Here is a 15,251-nt window from a genome sequence, read left to right as displayed (position 1 = left end):
CGTTCTGCGCATGGCTCGGTCCGCCCGAAGCCGCTCCCTCGAGAGCCGGTTCCCGCAATGCTGCCGTAATGATACGGCCGCTAGATTGGCGCGATCGAGGTTGAGGTGCGGACCATGCGAATTTTGCTCGTCGAGGACGAGGCCGAAATGGCCGACGCGCTGGCGTCGGCGCTGAAGCGCTACGACATGGTGGTGGACCACGCTCCCACGCTCGCCGAGGCGGAAGAGGCGATTTCCGCCGACGTCCACGCCGCCGTCCTGCTCGATCGCCAGCTTCCCGATGGCGACGGTCTCACCCTGATCCCGAAACTCAGGGCGCGCGCCGGCGGCGTGCCGATCATCGTGTTGACGGCGCGCGGCGAACTCGCCGACCGGGTCGCCGGACTGGACTGCGGGGCGGATGATTATCTGGCAAAACCGTTCGCGGTGGAGGAATTGCTGGCGCGGCTGCGCGCCGTGCTGCGCCGACCCGCCGGGCTGCAGCCCGACATCATGCGCGCCGGCCGCCTCGCCTTCGATTTCGGCCATCGCGAGGCAAGCATCGACGGGGCACCGCTCGAGCTGCCGCGGCGCGAGCTCCTGGTGCTGGAAGCCCTGGTCCGTCGCATGGGCCGGACCGTACTGCGCTCGGCCCTGGAAGAAGCCGTCTACAGTTTCGACGACGAGATTCAGTCGAATGCGCTCGATACGCATGTGTCGCGGCTGCGCCGCAAGCTCTCGGAAGCCGATGCGCGCGTGGAGATCCACGGCATCCGCGGCGTCGGCTATCTGCTGAAGAAGCTGCCATGAGCAAGCACGACGATCCCTATAGCCTGCGCTCGCGGCTGAGCTGGCGCCTGCTGTCGCTCCAGGCGGTGCTGCTCACGGCGCTCGTTGCCGTCGTCGTCGGGGCATTGAGTGTGTCGGGGTTCGTGTTCGCCGGGCGCGACGAAGATCGCGTGATCGAAATCGTCCAGCGCGCGCTCGCACGCGACGCGCGCGGCGACCTGATCCTGCGATCGACGACCGAGCTGAAACAATTGCGCAGCGAGACCCCCGACCTCTGGTTCCTGGTCCGCGACAGGCAGGGGCATTCGCTCAGCGAGGGCGCCGTGCCGGCCGAATTCGCCGCGATTGGCAACGGCCTCGACCAGATCAGCCAGGCCCGGCTCGGCTGGCAGCTGTTCGAGGACGATCCGCGCAAACCTCCGGCGCGGCTGAAGCGGGTCGACACCGACGCCGGCAATGTGCAAATCATCACGGCGACGCAAGGCAGATTCACTGGCGCCAAGGCGTTGGTCATGACATCGCTTGCGTTGCTCGGCATCGCCCTGCCCGGCCTGCTTCTCATGGGAACGGCGACCTTCATCGCAACGCCGATGATCGTGCGGCGCGCCTTTAGGGGGATCGATACGACGGCGGACCAGGCGCGCCGTATCGACATCCACCAACGCGGCGCACGGCTGTCGCTGGACCGGATTCCGTTGGAGGTCGTGCCGCTCGTGGCCGCGATCAACGACGCGCTGGCGCGACTCGACCAGGGCTATGCCCGCCACAAGCGCTTCGTCGCCGATGCAGCACACGAGTTGCGCACGCCGATCGCGATCCTGAACACGCGGCTGGAGTCGCTTCCACCAGGGCCCGACAAGACCCGGCTGCTGGAGGACGCCGCGCGGCTGGCAACCCTTGCCGAGCAACTGCTGGACATTCAGCGGCTCGACCGCTGCGGTCATCCCTTCACGCGCGTCGACCTCGTCGCAATCGCGCAAAGCGCGGCGGCGGATCTCGCGCCGCTGGCGATAGCCGCCGGCTACGAGCTGGCGCTCGACGCTCCCGCCACGCCGATCGAAACGGTCGGCGATGCGGCGGCGCTGGAGCGCGCGCTGACCAATCTCGTGCAGAATGCGATCCAGCACGGCCCTCGCCGCGGCACCATCGGCATTCGAGTCAGCAGGCCCGCGAGCATCGAGGTCACAGACGAAGGCGCCGGCATTCCGTCCGATCAGCGCGAAGCGATCTTCGAGCCGTTCTACCGGCTGACGCCGCTCGATCGCGGTGCCGGCCTCGGCCTCAACATGGTGCGCGAGATCGTGCTCCTGCATGGCGGCCACATCTCGGTCGCGGACGGAGCGATCGGCGGCGCGTGCTTCAGGATATCGCTGCCGCCGGTCCCGGAGAATTGACGCAATCGACATGCCGCACGCAATGCTGTCGCAATGCACGCAAGCGATTCTTCGGCTGCCTCGCTTCTGACCTGCGAGGCGCAACCAAGATGCCGGAGTGCGCATGCCCAACGATTTTCTCTCGTTCTTCCTGTCGTGGATGTCAGCTCCGCGCCGCGTCGGTGCGATCGCGCCGTCAGGCGCGGCGCTCGCCGATCTCATCACCCGCGAGATCACCGCATCGACCGGCCCTGTTCTCGAGCTCGGCCCGGGCACCGGCGCGTTCACCTACAAGCTGCTCAAACGCGGCGTGCGCCAGCAGGACCTCACGCTGATCGAATACGGCTCCGACTTCATGAAGCTGCTCCAGATGCGTTTTCCCAACGCGCGCGTCTTGTGGATGGATGCGGGGCGGCTGGCAACGGAGCGCCTCTATCACGGCGCGCCGGTCGGCGCGGTCGTGAGCGGCCTGCCGCTGCTCAACATGTCGACGCGCAAGGTCGTCTCGATCGTCGGCGGCGCGTTCAGTCATGTCCGACCCGGCGGCGCCTTCTACCAGTTCACCTACGGCATGAGCTGCCCGATCCCGCGGCCCGTGCTCGACCGGCTGGGGTTGCGCGCAAAGCTGGTGGATCGTGCCCTGCTGAACGTACCGCCGGCCGCCGTCTACAAGCTGACGCGCCGGCCGCAGATGAAGCTCGTCACGGGATCGCTTGCGCCGGACGCATCAATGCCGGCCGCGCCGGAGCCTACGCATCACGCGCCCGACTACACCACTGCGCGCTGAGACCTTACACCAACCGGCTCTGCACCATCGCCGCCTGAATAAACGACGCGAACAGCGGATGCGGTTCGAAGGGGCGCGACTTCAGTTCGGGATGGAACTGGACGCCGATGAACCAGGGGTGATCCTCGTATTCGACGATCTCCGGCAGCACGCCGTCGGGCGACAGGCCCGAGAATTTCAGCCCGTGCTGCTCGAGGCGGTCCTTGTAGGCGGTGTTGACCTCGTAGCGATGGCGGTGGCGCTCGGAAATCTCGGTCGCGCCGCCATAGACCTGCGAAACGCGGCTGCCGCGACTGAGCGCCGCCGGATAGGCACCCAGGCGCATCGTGCCGCCGAGATCGCCGGCGTTGGTGCGCTTCTCGAGCTCGTTGCCGCGCAGCCATTCCGTCATCAGGCCGACCAAGGGCTCTTTGGTCGGGCCGAACTCGGTGGAGTTGGCCTCCTCGATCCCGACCAGGTTTCGCGCGGCCTCGATCACCGCCATCTGCATCCCGAAGCAGATGCCGAAATACGGCACGTCGCGCTCGCGCGCGAACTGCGCCGCGCGGATCTTGCCTTCGGCGCCGCGCTGGCCGAAGCCGCCGGGCACCAGAATACCGTTGACGTGCTCGAGGAACGGCGCGGGATCTTCCTTCTCGAAGATCTCGCTTTCGATCCAGTCGAGATTGACCTTCACCTTGTTGGCGATGCCGCCATGCGAGAGCGCCTCGATCAGCGACTTGTACGCATCCTTCATGCCGGTATATTTGCCGACGATGGCGATGGTGACGTTGCCCTCGGGATTGCGGATGCGCTCGTTGATCTGCTGCCAGCTCCGCAGCTCCGGCGGGATCCGCGAGCCGATGCCGAAGGCGGCGAGCACTTCGTCGTCGAGGCCTGCGGCATGATAAGCCTGAGGGACAGCGTAGATGCTGTCGGCGTCGCGCGCCTCGATGACGGCGCTCTCGCGCACGTTACAGAACAGCCCGAGCTTGCGCCGTTCCTCCTTCGGGATCTCGCGATCGGTACGGCAGAGCAGGATGTCCGGCTGGATGCCGATCGAGCGCAGCTCCTTGACGGAGTGCTGCGTCGGCTTTGTCTTCAGCTCACCGGCGCTCGGGATGTAAGGCAGCAGCGTCAAATGAATGTAGATGGCGTGATCGCGCGGCAGCTCGTTCTTGAGCTGCCGGATCGCCTCGAAGAAAGGCAGGCCCTCGATGTCGCCGACCGTGCCGCCGATCTCGACCAGCACGAAGTCATAATCGTCGTTGCCGTCGAGGACGAAGTCCTTGATGGCGTTGGTGACATGCGGAACCACCTGGATGGTCGCGCCGAGATAATCGCCGCGCCGCTCCTTGGAGATGATGTCCTGGTAGATGCGCCCGGTGGTGATGTTGTCCTGCTTGGTCGCAGGCCGCCCGGTGAAGCGCTCATAGTGACCGAGATCGAGATCGGTCTCCGCGCCGTCATCGGTCACGAACACTTCGCCGTGCTGATACGGCGACATCGTTCCGGGATCGAGGTTGAGATAGGGGTCGAGCTTGCGGAGGCGGACCTTGTAGCCCCGGGCTTGCAACAGGGCACCGAGTGCCGCTGAAGCCAGACCCTTGCCGAGCGAGGAAACCACGCCGCCGGTGATGAATATGTACCGCGCCATGGGACTTAACCTCTAATCCCTCGAATTCGATTCGCCAAAGCGATTCGTATTCCGCCCCAAAGATTTTGCGGGCCTGTGGGTGAGCCAGAACGAAGAGTGGTGACAGAGCCTTGATGGGGGTTGTTGATGCAGGACGGTAGGAGCCGCCCTGCATGGCCCCCCTGCTTTATTGCGAACGCGGCACCTGCGGGCCACTCGGTGCCGGAGCCTGCTGCTGCTCGTCGGCCTTCTTCAGCGAATCCAGGATGCCGCCCGAGGTCGGCGGCGCGATCGGCCCGCCACCGGCCGGCTGGCTCTGCGACGCCGGCGCACCGATGATCGACGACGGCTTGCGGTCGTAACCGGCATACCAGGACAGGAACAGGCTGGTGAGGAAGAAGCCGACGGCCAGAATCGCGGTGGTCCGCGTCAGAAGGTTCGCGGTGCCGCGGCTCGACATGAAGCCTGCACCGCCTCCCATGCCAAGGCCTCCGCCTTCCGACTTCTGGAGCAGGACGGCGCCAATCATGACGGTGACGATCATGAGGTGAATGACGATGACAACAGTCTGCATAGTGTCCTTCCGTCACAAGCCGACAGCGCCGAGACGGCGGCCAATCGTGCTTCGCGGGTTTTCCTGAAGTTGCGCGGTGTTACACGATCGGACGGGGCATTGCCACCCCCGATCGGCCAGGTCCTAAGGTTTGCAGTTAGGTAGGGGGCCTTACTTGGGACAGCCTTGGGCGATCGCAAGGAAATCGGCCGCCTTCAGGCTGGCGCCGCCGACCAGTGCGCCATTGACGTTCCTCACCGCCATCAGCTCGGCCGCGTTCGAGGGCTTGACTGAGCCGCCGTAGAGAATCCGCATCTTTCCGCCGTCGCCCTTGAACCGGGAGGTCAGGAGTTCCCGGATAAACTCATGAATCTGCTCGACATCCCGGGACGTCGGGGTCAGGCCGGTGCCGATCGCCCAGACCGGCTCGTAGGCGACGACCAGGTTGGCCGCAGTTGAGCCATCCGGCAGCGAGCCGTTGAGCTGGCCGCGCACCACATTCAGGGTCTGGCCGGCATCGCGCTGGCCCTGCGTCTCGCCGATGCAGACGATCGCCGTCACCCCCGCGCGCCAGGCGGCCTCAGCCTTCAGCCGGATCAGGGCATCGCCCTCGCCATGGTCGGCGCGGCGCTCGGAATGGCCGACGATGATGGCGGTCGCACCCGCATCCACCAGCATTTCCGCGGCGATATCGCCGGTATGGGCGCCGGAGGCCTTGGGGTGACAATCCTGGGCTCCCACCGCGACCTTCTTGCCGCGTGCCTTGTCGGCAAAGGCTGCGATCAGGGTCACCGGCGGGCAAACCAGCAGATCGGCCTGGCCGGCCACCTCTGCCGCGCCATTGAGCATGGCGTCGAATTCGGCAGTCGAGGCCTTCAGGCCGTTCATTTTCCAGTTGCCGGCGATCAGGGGGCGGATGGCATCGGTCATGTCAAATTCCAGTAAAATTCGGTTTGTGCATGCGCTAGCAGAGGTCCCGTGGCAGTTCCAGAGACCAAGGGCTTTTAACCGCAGGGACCGAAAGCCGGCCGGAGCCGAGGTTGCGGGTGGAAAGCCGCCACTTTATGATGATTGATCAATTTGGTGACGCGCTTTTGCGGAATCTGCATTAAGACGCGCTTCCCGTTCCCTCCTGCCAAAACAAGTTGGACCAAATGCTTCGAGGAATGCGCAAGGCCTCATCAAACTGGCTCGGCAAGACCATCATGGCCGTGGTGATGGGCGTGCTGATCATCAGTTTCGGCGTTTGGGGCATTGCCGACATCTTCAAGGGCTTTGGGCAATCCACCGTGGCCAAGGTCGGCGGCACTGAGATTTCGCTGAACGAGTTCCGCCAGATCTATACCGACCGTCTGCAGCAAATCAGTCGCCAGTTCGGCCGGCCGCTGTCGCCTGAGCAGGCACGGGCCTTCGGCCTCGATCGTCAGGTGCTCCAGCAGACGATCGCGGAAGCCGCCCTCGACGAAGAGGCGCGCCGGCTTGGGCTCGGCCAGTCCGACGACCAGATCCGCCAGCTCATCATGAACGACCCGAACTTCAAGGGCGTCGGCGGCAACTTCGATTCGAACCGCTTTCAGTCCGTGATCCGCAATTTCGGCTATACTGAGCAGCGCTACGTCTCCGAGCAGCGCAAGGTCTCGCTGCGCCGGCAGATCACCGGCACGATCGGCGCCGGCCTCGAGCCGCCGAAGGCGATGCTCGACGTGCTGACGCGCTTCCAGAACGAGCAGCGCACGATCGAATTCGTCAGGCTCGACGCAGCCCAGGCAGGCACCATCGACGCGCCCTCGCCCGAGGCGCTCGCCGCCTATTTCGAGGATCACAAGGTTCAGTTCCGCGCACCCGAATATCGCAAGATCGCGTTCGTCGTGGTCTCGCCGGAGGAGATCGGTAAGTGGAGCGAGGTGTCGGACGACGACGCCAAGAAAACGTTCGACCAGCGCAAGGACCGGCTCGGCACGCCGGAGAAGCGCCAGATCCATCAGATCGTATTCCCCAATGCGGCCGAGGCGCAGACCGCACGCGAGCGGCTCACCGGCGGGATGTCGTTCGAGGACCTCGCCAAGGAGCGCGGACTGAGCGCGTCCGACGTCGATCTCGGGCTGGTGACCAAATCCTCGCTCGATGCGGCGGTCGGCACTGTCGCCTTCGCACTTCCCGTCGGTGAAATCAGCCAGCCGATCCAGGGCGCTCTCGGCACCTCCATCGTCAAGGTCGACAAGATCGAGCCAGGCAATGAGGCGAACTACGCGAGCCTTGCCGGCGATATCAAGCGGGAGATCGCCACCGAGCGCGCACGCGTCAAGGTCGCCGATCTCCGCGACAAGATGGAAGACGAGCGCGGCGGAGGTGCCAGCGTAATCGACGCAGCGCAGAAGCTCGGCCTCACCGCCGTGACCATCGACGCCGTCGACCGTTCCGGCCGCGCCCCGAACGGCCAGCCGGTCTCCAGCATTCCGCAGGGCCTCGACGTGGTGTCGCAGGCCTTCAACACCGATGTCGGCGTCGACAACGACTCGATCTCATTCAAGGGCGGCTATGTCTGGTACGACGTGCTTGCCATCACGCCCTCGCGCGACCGCAATCTCGATGAGGTTCGCGACCAGGTCGAGGCGCGCTGGCGGCAGGACCAGATCGCGACCAAACTGAAGACCAAGGCGACCGAGGTGGTGCAGAAGCTCGAATCGGGCGGCAGGCTCGCCGACGAAGCCGCCGCGATCGGCGCCAAGGTCGAGACCGCCACCGGCTTCAAGCGCGACGACTCGCCCGCCAGCGTGCCCGCAACCGTCGTTTCGGCCGCCTTCCGCGCGGCCAAGGACGGCGTCGGGCAGACCGCGGTGACCGGCGGCACCGAGGTGATCGTGTTCCGCGTCACCGAGATCATCGATCCCGCGGCCGACGCCGCTTCCGAGGCAGTCAAGAAGCTGAAGGACAGTCTCGACCGAGCGCAGACCGAGGAGCAGGTCGCTTCCTACGTCAACAAGCTTCAAACCGACATCGGGACCACAATCAATCAGGCCGCCTTCGCGCAGGTGACCGGCGCGAACCAGTGAGTTGAAAGCACGCGATGGACGACCTGAAATCGATCATTGGAAAAGTGGCGACCGGCGCCAGCCTGTCGCGTGACGAAGCGGCTTCCGCCTTCGACGCCATGATGTCCGGCGAGGCTACGCCCTCGCAGATGGGCGGCCTGCTGATGGCCCTGCGGGTGCGCGGCGAGACCGTGGACGAGATCACCGGCGCGGTCTCGGCAATGCGTTCCAAGATGCTTACGGTCGATGCGCCCGCGGACGCCGTCGACATTGTGGGCACCGGCGGCGACGGCTCCGGCTCGGTCAATGTCTCGACCTGCGCCTCCTTCATCGTTTCGGGCGCTGGTTTGCCGGTGGCCAAGCACGGCAACCGCGCGCTGTCGTCTCGCTCGGGCGCCGCCGACGTGCTGGGTTCGCTCGGGGTGAAGATCGATCTGAGGCCGGAGCAGGTCGGTCGCTGCGTGCGCGAATGCGGCATCGGCTTCATGTTCGCCCCCGCCCATCATCCCGCCATGAAGAACGTCGGCCCGACCCGGGTCGAGCTTGCGACACGCACGATCTTCAATCTGCTCGGCCCCCTGTCCAATCCGGCGGGCGTGAAGCGGCAGATGGTTGGCGTGTTCTCCCGGCAATGGGTGCAGCCGCTGGCGCAAGTGCTCAAGAACCTCGGCTCCGAATCCGCGTGGGTCGTGCACGGCTCCGATGGCCTCGACGAGATCACGCTCACCGGCCCGACTTTCGTCTCCGCGCTCCACAATGGCGAGATCCGGAATTTCGAGGTGACGCCTGAGGACGCCGGCCTGCCGCGCTGCGAGGCTGGTGCACTCAAGGGCGGCGACGCCGACGCCAACGCGATCGCGCTGCAAAGCGTGCTCGACGGCAAGCCGAGCCCCTACCGCGACGTCGCGCTGATCAACGCCGCTGCCGCATTGGTCGTGGCCGGGCGTGCCAGGGACCTCAAGGAAGGCGTCGCGATCGGCGTAAAATCGCTCGACAGCGGCGCGGCGCGCGCCCGGCTGAAACATCTGATCGCGGTCTCGAACGGTTGAGCCTGACATGTCGGACATCCTGACCAAGATCGAAGCCTACAAGCGCGAGGAAATCGCCGCGGCCAAGCGCGCGCAGCCGCTGTCGGCCGTAGAGGCGAAGGCCAAGGCGCAAGCAGCACCGCGCGGCTTCGTGCGCGCGATCAAGGCCAAGCACGCCAGTGGCGACTACGCGCTGATCGCGGAGGTCAAGAAGGCCTCGCCGTCAAAGGGCCTGATCCGCGCCGATTTCGATCCGCCGCTGCTCGCCAAGGCTTATGAGTCCGGCGGCGCTGCCTGCCTGTCGGTACTGACCGACACGCCCTCGTTCCAGGGCCATCTCGATTTCATGGTGGCGGCGCGCGCGGCAACGTCACTGCCGGTGCTGCGCAAGGATTTCATGTTCGACACCTATCAGGTGGCGGAGGCCCGCGCGCACGGCGCCGACTGTATTCTGATCATCATGGCGGCGCTCGATGATGCCGCGGCAAAAGACCTCGAGGACGCCACCCTCGCCTACGGCATGGACGTGCTGATCGAGATTCACGACCATGCCGAGTTGGACCGCGCGCTGAAACTGCGTTCGCCGATGATCGGCGTCAACAACCGCAATTTGCGTACCTTCGAGACCACGCTTGCGACCAGCGAGACGCTGGCGCCGCTGATCCCCGGGGACCGGCTGATGGTCGGCGAGAGCGGCATCTTCACGCCCGCCGATCTCGCCCGCCTCGAGCGCGTCGGCATGTCGACCTTCCTGGTCGGCGAGAGCCTGATGCGGCAAGCCGACGTTACCGCTGCGACGCGCACGCTGCTCGCACGCGAGACCGTGCGCGCGACGGGCACGCGCTGACATGGTCCGCAAGCCGAGTACGACCAAACCAGCCAAGACCAAGACCGGCCCTGCCCTCACCCATATCGGCGCCTCCGGCGAGGCGCGGATGGTTGACGTGTCGGACAAGCCCGCGAGCGAGCGGCTCGCGGTCGCGGAAGGACGAGTCGTCATGACCAGGGCGACGCTTGACCTGATCGTGTCCGGCAACGCCAAGAAGGGCGACGTGCTCGGCACCGCCCGCATCGCCGGCATCATGGCCGCCAAGCGCACCTCGGAACTGATCCCGCTCTGCCATCCGCTCGCGCTGTCGAAGGTGACCGTCGATATCGAGCCCGATGCAAAGCTGCCAGGCTGCCTCGTCCGTGCCAGCGTGAAGGTCACGGGCCCGACCGGCGTCGAAATGGAAGCCCTCACCGCTGTTTCGGTCGCCTGCCTCACCATCTACGACATGATCAAGGCGGTCGAGCGTGGCGTCCGCATCGAAGGCATCCATCTGGTCGAGAAGCTCGGCGGCAAGTCCGGTCATTACCGCGTCTGATTGCAGCTGCTACTTCAGCGACGTACTGATCGTCGCGAAGTTTGAACCCAGCCTGCTGTCCACGCCGTTTATCACGGTAAGCATGCGCGATGCCGGCGGCGATCAGGCCGGCACCTTGGACCCTTTCGATTGATCGTCGCGATGGCCGGCAAAGATTGTCCGGCCGCGCGGAAGCTTCCGGCAATTCCTGCACGTCTCGCGTCCCCCGCATTGATTGCTTTTGTGAGTGTCCATTCACTGCGCATTAACCCAGCTTCCTAACTTCGCCTCCACTCCGTTCCCGTAAACCAACGGATGTTTCCGGGGGCACGAATTGACCCTGGCGTGTGCACCACAACGATCGATGATGATGACGGGATTCGGCAGTCGCCTTTTTGACCACGCCTTCGTGCGCAGCGGACCGATCCGCTGGCTGGTAATGGGCGGCGCGCTGCTGATCGCGGCGATCGCCGTCGGCGCCACGCTGATGGCGCAGAATTTCCGCGAACGTGCGCTGCGCAATTCGGGCCGCGAGCTCGAAAACACCGTGCTGATGCTCGCCCATCATTTCGACCAGCAATTGCAGGATTTCGCGGTCATCCAGAAGGATTTCGTCGACCACGTTCGCGCGAGCGGCATTGCCAGCGCAGCGGACTATCGCAAGCGCCTCTCCGGCCCGGACATCCACCGGATGCTGCGCTCGAAGATCGAGGCTCTGCCCTATATGGGCGGCGTCAACGTCATCGATGCCGAAGGCAATTTGATCAACTCGTCGACGACGTGGCCAGCCCCGAAAGTGAACGTTGCCGATCGCGCCTATTTCCGGACCTTCCGGTACGACCCCAATGCTCCCGACGTCCTGATCGAGCCACTGCACAGTCGCATCTCCGGCTCCTGGACCATCCTGATCGTGCGCAAGATCGTCGGACCGAACGGCGAATTCATGGGTGTGGTCGGACGCGGCATCGAGCCGGCAAGCTTCGAAACATTCTTCGAGTCCGCCGTGCTCGACGAAAGCGCCACGATCTCGATGCTGCACCGGGACGGCACGCTGCTCGCCCGTTATCCCCATTCCAGCGAATTGATGGGGAGGAATTTCAAGAACGGTCCGTTCGCCCATCAAAGGGTCTTCGGGCTCGACCATTTTGCCGGCCGCTTCATGAGCCCCATCGACGGCGAGGACCGGCTGATTTCGTCGCACGCCTTGCCCCACTTCCCGATCCTGATGATGGCAACCACGACGCGCGCGGCGGCCCTGACGGACTGGCGCGAGCAGATCGGCATCCTGATCTCGGTCGCCGCCTCTTCCGCGCTCGCCATCGCGGGCGTGCTGATCGCGATCGTGCGCAAGCTCCTGGAGCAGCACCGCCTTTCGCGGGAACGGCTGACGCTGGAAAAGCAGCGCCTCGACCGCGCCGTCAACAACATGACTCAGGGCCTGCTGCTGTTCGACTCCTCGCAGCAACTCGTGATCTGTAACCAGCGCTACATCGAGATGTACGGGCTGTCGGCCGAAATCGTGAGACCCGGCTGCAGCTTCCACGACATCATTGCGCACCGCAGAGCCACGGGCTCGTTCACCGGCGATGTGGACCAGTATGTCTCACGGGTCCTGCGTGACATCCATGTGCGCAATTCCATGGTGGTCGACACCTCCGACGGTCGCTCGATCCAGATCGTCAACGAACCGCTCGCGGACGGCGGCTGGGTGGCGACGCATGAGGACATCACGGAGCGCCGGCGTATCGAGGAGCGCATCACCCATCTCGCTCATTACGACGCGCTGACCGACCTGCCCAATAGAACCATGTTCCACGAGCATCTCCGCGAGGAACTGGGTCTCGTCGCCGAGGGCGAGCAACTCGCGGTGCACTACATCGACATCGACGAGTTCAAGGGCGTCAACGACGCGCTCGGGCATCTCGTCGGTGACGAACTCCTGAAATCGGTCGCGCAGAGCCTCCGCCGGTGCGCGGGTCCGGCGGACTTCGTGGCGCGGCTCGGCGGCGACGAATTTGCCATCGTACAGAGCGCGGTGACATCGCTGGATCAGGTCAACGAGCTCGTCGCGCGGCTGTTCGAGGCCATCCGCGCGCCGTTCGACTGCATGGGCCATCATCTTGCCACCGACGCCAGCATCGGCATCGCGCTGGCGCCGGAGCACGGAACCGCGCTGGACCAGATCCTGAAGAACGCGGACATGGCGATGTACGCCGCCAAAGCCGCCGGGCGCCGCACCTATCGCTTTTTCGAGCCGGAGATGGACGCCAAGGTCCACGAGCGGCGTCAGCTCGAGATCGACCTGCGTCACGCCATCGCCCATGGCGGCCTCGAGGTGTATTACCAGCCTTGCCTCAGCCTGAAGGACGACCGCATCACCGGCTGCGAGGCACTGGTGCGCTGGCGCCATCCCGAGCGCGGCATGGTCTCGCCGGCCGAGTTCATCCCGATCGCCGAGGACACCGGCCTGATCAACGAGATCGGCGAATGGGTGCTGGCGACCGCCTGCCGGGACGCGGCGAACTGGCCCGACGACATCCGCCTCGCCGTCAACGTCTCGCCGGTGCAGTTCAAGAGCGGCACGCTGGCGCTGAAGATCATGGCGGCGCTCGCCGCCTCCAATTTGCCGGCGAGCCGGCTCGAGCTCGAGATCACCGAGGCGGTGCTGATCCGCGACGACGACACCGCGCTGGCGATCCTGCATCAACTCCGCGCCATCGGCGTGCGCATCGCGCTCGACGATTTCGGCACCGGCTACTCCTCGCTGAGCTATCTGCACCGCTTCCCGTTCGACAAGATCAAGATCGACCGCTGCTTCGTCAACGACATCGCCGGTCCCGACGGCACCGCCAGCATCGTGCAGGCCGTCGTCAATCTCGCGGCCGCCCGCCGCATGACCACCACGGCCGAGGGCGTCGAGACCGAGGAGCAGCAGCGGCTGCTGCGCGCGCTCGGCTGCTCCGAGATGCAGGGCTATCTGTTCAGCGCTGCGAAGCCCGCCGACAAGGTGCTGGAGCTGTTCGCGCTCCATCGCAGCCGTCTCGTCCAGCGCGGCGGCAACGAAAGCCGCCGCCGTGAAGCGGGCTAGGGCCTGGTACTCAGATGGACGCGGCGGATCGAACCTCGCCCTGATATGAAATCGCCCGGGAGCGGTCATCCACTCCCGGGCGATTTGACGTCTGATCAGAACTGGCGAGGCTTAGTTCGGCACCGCAGCCTTCAGCGCCGGCTTGGCGGCGACCGCATTGGCGGTTTGGCCGTGCAGGAAGTCGTAGGCCGTATGCAGGGCCTTATCGTCCTTCTCTTCCGGCGGGACATAGGACTGCGATCCAGTCTGCTCCGTGCCATCGGCCGCCTGCAGATGACCGCGCATCTGCGACTCCGCCATGGTGTCCATCCGGCCCTTCAACTCGGGCGGCACGTCCTGGAGGATCTCGATGTCGGGCGCGATGCCCTGGGCCTGGATCGAGCGGCCCGAGGGCGTGTAATAGCGCGCCGTGGTCAGCGCCAGCGCGCCGTTGCCGGTGCCGAGCGGAATGATGGTCTGTACCGAGCCCTTGCCGAACGAGCGCGTGCCGATCAGCGTCGCGCGCTTGTGGTCATGCAGCGCGCCGGCCACGATCTCCGAGGCCGAGGCCGAGCCGCCATTGACGAGAACCACCAGCGGCTTGCCCTTGGTGAGATCGCCGCCATGCGCGGTGAAGCGCTGGGTCTCTTCCGGATTGCGGCCGCGGGTCGAGACGACTTCGCCGCGTTGCAGGAACGCGCTCGACACTGATACGGCCTGGTCGAGCAGTCCGCCCGGATTGTTGCGCAGGTCCATCACGTAGCCCACCAGCTTCTCCGGCGGAATGTCCTTGGAGATCGATGCGATCGCCTTCTTCAGGCCATCGGTGGTCTGCTCGTTGAACGAGGTGACGCGGATGTAGCCGATATCGCCGTTCTCGACATGGAAGCGCACCGGGCGCACATGGATGATCTCGCGCTTGATCGCGACGTCGAGCGGGGCGTCGGCCCCCTTGCGCACGATCGTGAGCTTGGTCTGGGTCTCGACCGGCCCCTTCATCTTGTTGACGGCCTGCTCGAGCGTCATGCCCTGCACGGCATCGCCGTCGATCTTGCTGATGAGGTCGCCCGACATGATGCCGGCCTTGGACGCCGGCGTGTCGTCGATCGGCGAGACGACCTTGACCAGGCCCTCCTCCATCGTGACCTCGATGCCGAGCCCGCCGAACTCGCCGGAGGTGGTCTCCTGCATCTCGGTCCAGGCCTTGTCGTTCATGTAGCGCGAGTGGGGATCGAGCGAGGTCACCATGCCGGTGATCGCCCCTTCGATCAGCTTGGCATTGTCAGGCTTCTCGACGTAGCTCGCCTTCACCCGCTCGAACACTTCGCCGAACAAATTGAGCCGGGAATAGGCGTCATCCGCGCTCGCTGCCGCCCGTGCTGCCCATACGCCGCCGTGCGGACTGGCTACCAGAAGGGTCAGACACGCTCCCGTGAGCGCGCCCAGGGGGAACAGCAGGGTTTTCCGCATGGATAGACTGGCCTTCTTGCTTCGCGGTTCGGTTGGCTGGGAGCCGCCATGCAAATGGCGATCCAGCCTGTTTCTCACAATACCATTCCGGTTTCTTCAAGGCCGGGATGCCACGCCGGCGGGTACACCGTAAAAATCCCTTCGTCCGGGCCTAAACTTTTGGCAACGTTGCAGGACCCGTGCGTGCGCATTGGGAGTCGGCTGGCCGGCCC

At 65.3% G+C, this 15,251-nt stretch carries 12 protein-coding genes; 8 read left to right on the top strand and 4 right to left on the bottom strand.

The window, feature by feature from the left end; genetic code table 11:
• The first annotated feature begins 114 nt into the window (after positions 1-114).
• The 3 genes from IVA88_RS20075 to IVA88_RS20065 all read left to right on the top strand — a co-directional run bounded on the left by IVA88_RS20075 (position 115) and on the right by IVA88_RS20065 (position 2,928).
• Positions 115-789 (top strand): response regulator transcription factor, encoded by a 675-nt coding sequence (locus IVA88_RS20075; protein ID WP_247498931.1) that lies wholly within the window; start codon positions 115-117, stop codon positions 787-789.
• Positions 786-2,162, top strand: coding sequence for a HAMP domain-containing sensor histidine kinase (locus tag IVA88_RS20070; RefSeq protein ID WP_247498930.1), 1,377 nt, complete (start codon positions 786-788; stop codon positions 2,160-2,162). Before IVA88_RS20075 ends, IVA88_RS20070 begins: the two co-directional genes overlap by 4 nt.
• Positions 2,163-2,265: 103 nt before the next feature.
• Positions 2,266-2,928: an rRNA adenine N-6-methyltransferase family protein gene (locus tag IVA88_RS20065; protein WP_247498929.1), complete on the top strand. Its 663-nt coding sequence runs from the start codon at positions 2,266-2,268 to the stop codon at positions 2,926-2,928.
• Between the two features lie 4 nt (positions 2,929-2,932).
• On the opposite strand, the gene IVA88_RS20060 is transcribed toward IVA88_RS20065, so the two are convergent.
• The 3 genes from IVA88_RS20060 to tpiA form a co-directional block, all read right to left on the bottom strand.
• Complete coding sequence (locus tag IVA88_RS20060; RefSeq protein WP_247498928.1) at positions 2,933-4,564, bottom strand: CTP synthase; 1,632 nt, start codon at positions 4,562-4,564, stop codon at positions 2,933-2,935.
• 166 nt (positions 4,565-4,730) lie between these two features.
• A complete protein-coding gene (secG, locus tag IVA88_RS20055) occupies positions 4,731-5,117 on the bottom strand; it encodes a preprotein translocase subunit SecG (RefSeq protein ID WP_211398172.1) in 387 nt (128 codons plus the stop codon).
• A 150-nt stretch (positions 5,118-5,267) separates the two neighbouring features.
• Entirely contained in the window at positions 5,268-6,026 is a 759-nt protein-coding gene (gene tpiA / locus IVA88_RS20050) for a triose-phosphate isomerase (RefSeq protein WP_247498927.1), read from the bottom strand.
• A gap of 224 nt (positions 6,027-6,250) precedes the next feature.
• On the opposite strand from tpiA, the gene IVA88_RS20045 reads away from it, so the two are divergent.
• The 5 genes from IVA88_RS20045 to IVA88_RS20025 all read left to right on the top strand — a co-directional run bounded on the left by IVA88_RS20045 (position 6,251) and on the right by IVA88_RS20025 (position 13,590).
• Positions 6,251-8,149 (top strand): peptidylprolyl isomerase, encoded by a 1,899-nt coding sequence (locus tag IVA88_RS20045; protein WP_247498926.1) that lies wholly within the window; start codon positions 6,251-6,253, stop codon positions 8,147-8,149.
• 14 nt (positions 8,150-8,163) lie between these two features.
• Entirely contained in the window at positions 8,164-9,177 is a 1,014-nt protein-coding gene (gene trpD / locus IVA88_RS20040; RefSeq protein WP_247498925.1) for an anthranilate phosphoribosyltransferase, read from the top strand.
• Between the two features lie 7 nt (positions 9,178-9,184).
• Positions 9,185-10,003: an indole-3-glycerol phosphate synthase TrpC gene (trpC, locus tag IVA88_RS20035; protein WP_247498924.1), complete on the top strand. Its 819-nt coding sequence runs from the start codon at positions 9,185-9,187 to the stop codon at positions 10,001-10,003.
• Position 10,004: 1 nt separating this feature from the next.
• Entirely contained in the window at positions 10,005-10,523 is a 519-nt protein-coding gene (gene moaC, locus IVA88_RS20030; protein WP_247498923.1) for a cyclic pyranopterin monophosphate synthase MoaC, read from the top strand.
• A gap of 346 nt (positions 10,524-10,869) precedes the next feature.
• A complete protein-coding gene (locus IVA88_RS20025) occupies positions 10,870-13,590 on the top strand; it encodes an EAL domain-containing protein (RefSeq protein WP_247500359.1) in 2,721 nt (906 codons plus the stop codon).
• A gap of 111 nt (positions 13,591-13,701) precedes the next feature.
• On the opposite strand, the gene IVA88_RS20020 is transcribed toward IVA88_RS20025, so the two are convergent.
• Positions 13,702-15,039: a S41 family peptidase gene (locus tag IVA88_RS20020; RefSeq protein ID WP_247498922.1), complete on the bottom strand. Its 1,338-nt coding sequence runs from the start codon at positions 15,037-15,039 to the stop codon at positions 13,702-13,704.
• Between the last annotated feature and the right edge of the window lie 212 nt (positions 15,040-15,251).

The sequence above is a fragment of the Bradyrhizobium sp. 149 genome (assembly GCF_023073915.1).
GTDB lineage: Bacteria > Pseudomonadota > Alphaproteobacteria > Rhizobiales > Xanthobacteraceae > Bradyrhizobium.
This window is presented reverse-complemented; position numbering and strand designations above follow the sequence as displayed.

Coding starts and splice junctions, on each gene's coding strand:
- IVA88_RS20075 (WP_247498931.1), top strand. CDS start 115: ATGCGAATTTTGCTCGTCGAGGACGAGGCCGAAATGGCCGACGCGCTG.
- IVA88_RS20070 (WP_247498930.1), top strand. CDS start 786: ATGAGCAAGCACGACGATCCCTATAGCCTGCGCTCGCGGCTGAGCTGG.
- IVA88_RS20065 (WP_247498929.1), top strand. CDS start 2,266: ATGCCCAACGATTTTCTCTCGTTCTTCCTGTCGTGGATGTCAGCTCCG.
- IVA88_RS20060 (WP_247498928.1), bottom strand. CDS start 4,564: ATGGCGCGGTACATATTCATCACCGGCGGCGTGGTTTCCTCGCTCGGC.
- secG (WP_211398172.1), bottom strand. CDS start 5,117: ATGCAGACTGTTGTCATCGTCATTCACCTCATGATCGTCACCGTCATG.
- tpiA (WP_247498927.1), bottom strand. CDS start 6,026: ATGACCGATGCCATCCGCCCCCTGATCGCCGGCAACTGGAAAATGAAC.
- IVA88_RS20045 (WP_247498926.1), top strand. CDS start 6,251: ATGCTTCGAGGAATGCGCAAGGCCTCATCAAACTGGCTCGGCAAGACC.
- trpD (WP_247498925.1), top strand. CDS start 8,164: ATGGACGACCTGAAATCGATCATTGGAAAAGTGGCGACCGGCGCCAGC.
- trpC (WP_247498924.1), top strand. CDS start 9,185: ATGTCGGACATCCTGACCAAGATCGAAGCCTACAAGCGCGAGGAAATC.
- moaC (WP_247498923.1), top strand. CDS start 10,005: ATGGTCCGCAAGCCGAGTACGACCAAACCAGCCAAGACCAAGACCGGC.
- IVA88_RS20025 (WP_247500359.1), top strand. CDS start 10,870: ATGATGACGGGATTCGGCAGTCGCCTTTTTGACCACGCCTTCGTGCGC.
- IVA88_RS20020 (WP_247498922.1), bottom strand. CDS start 15,039: ATGCGGAAAACCCTGCTGTTCCCCCTGGGCGCGCTCACGGGAGCGTGT.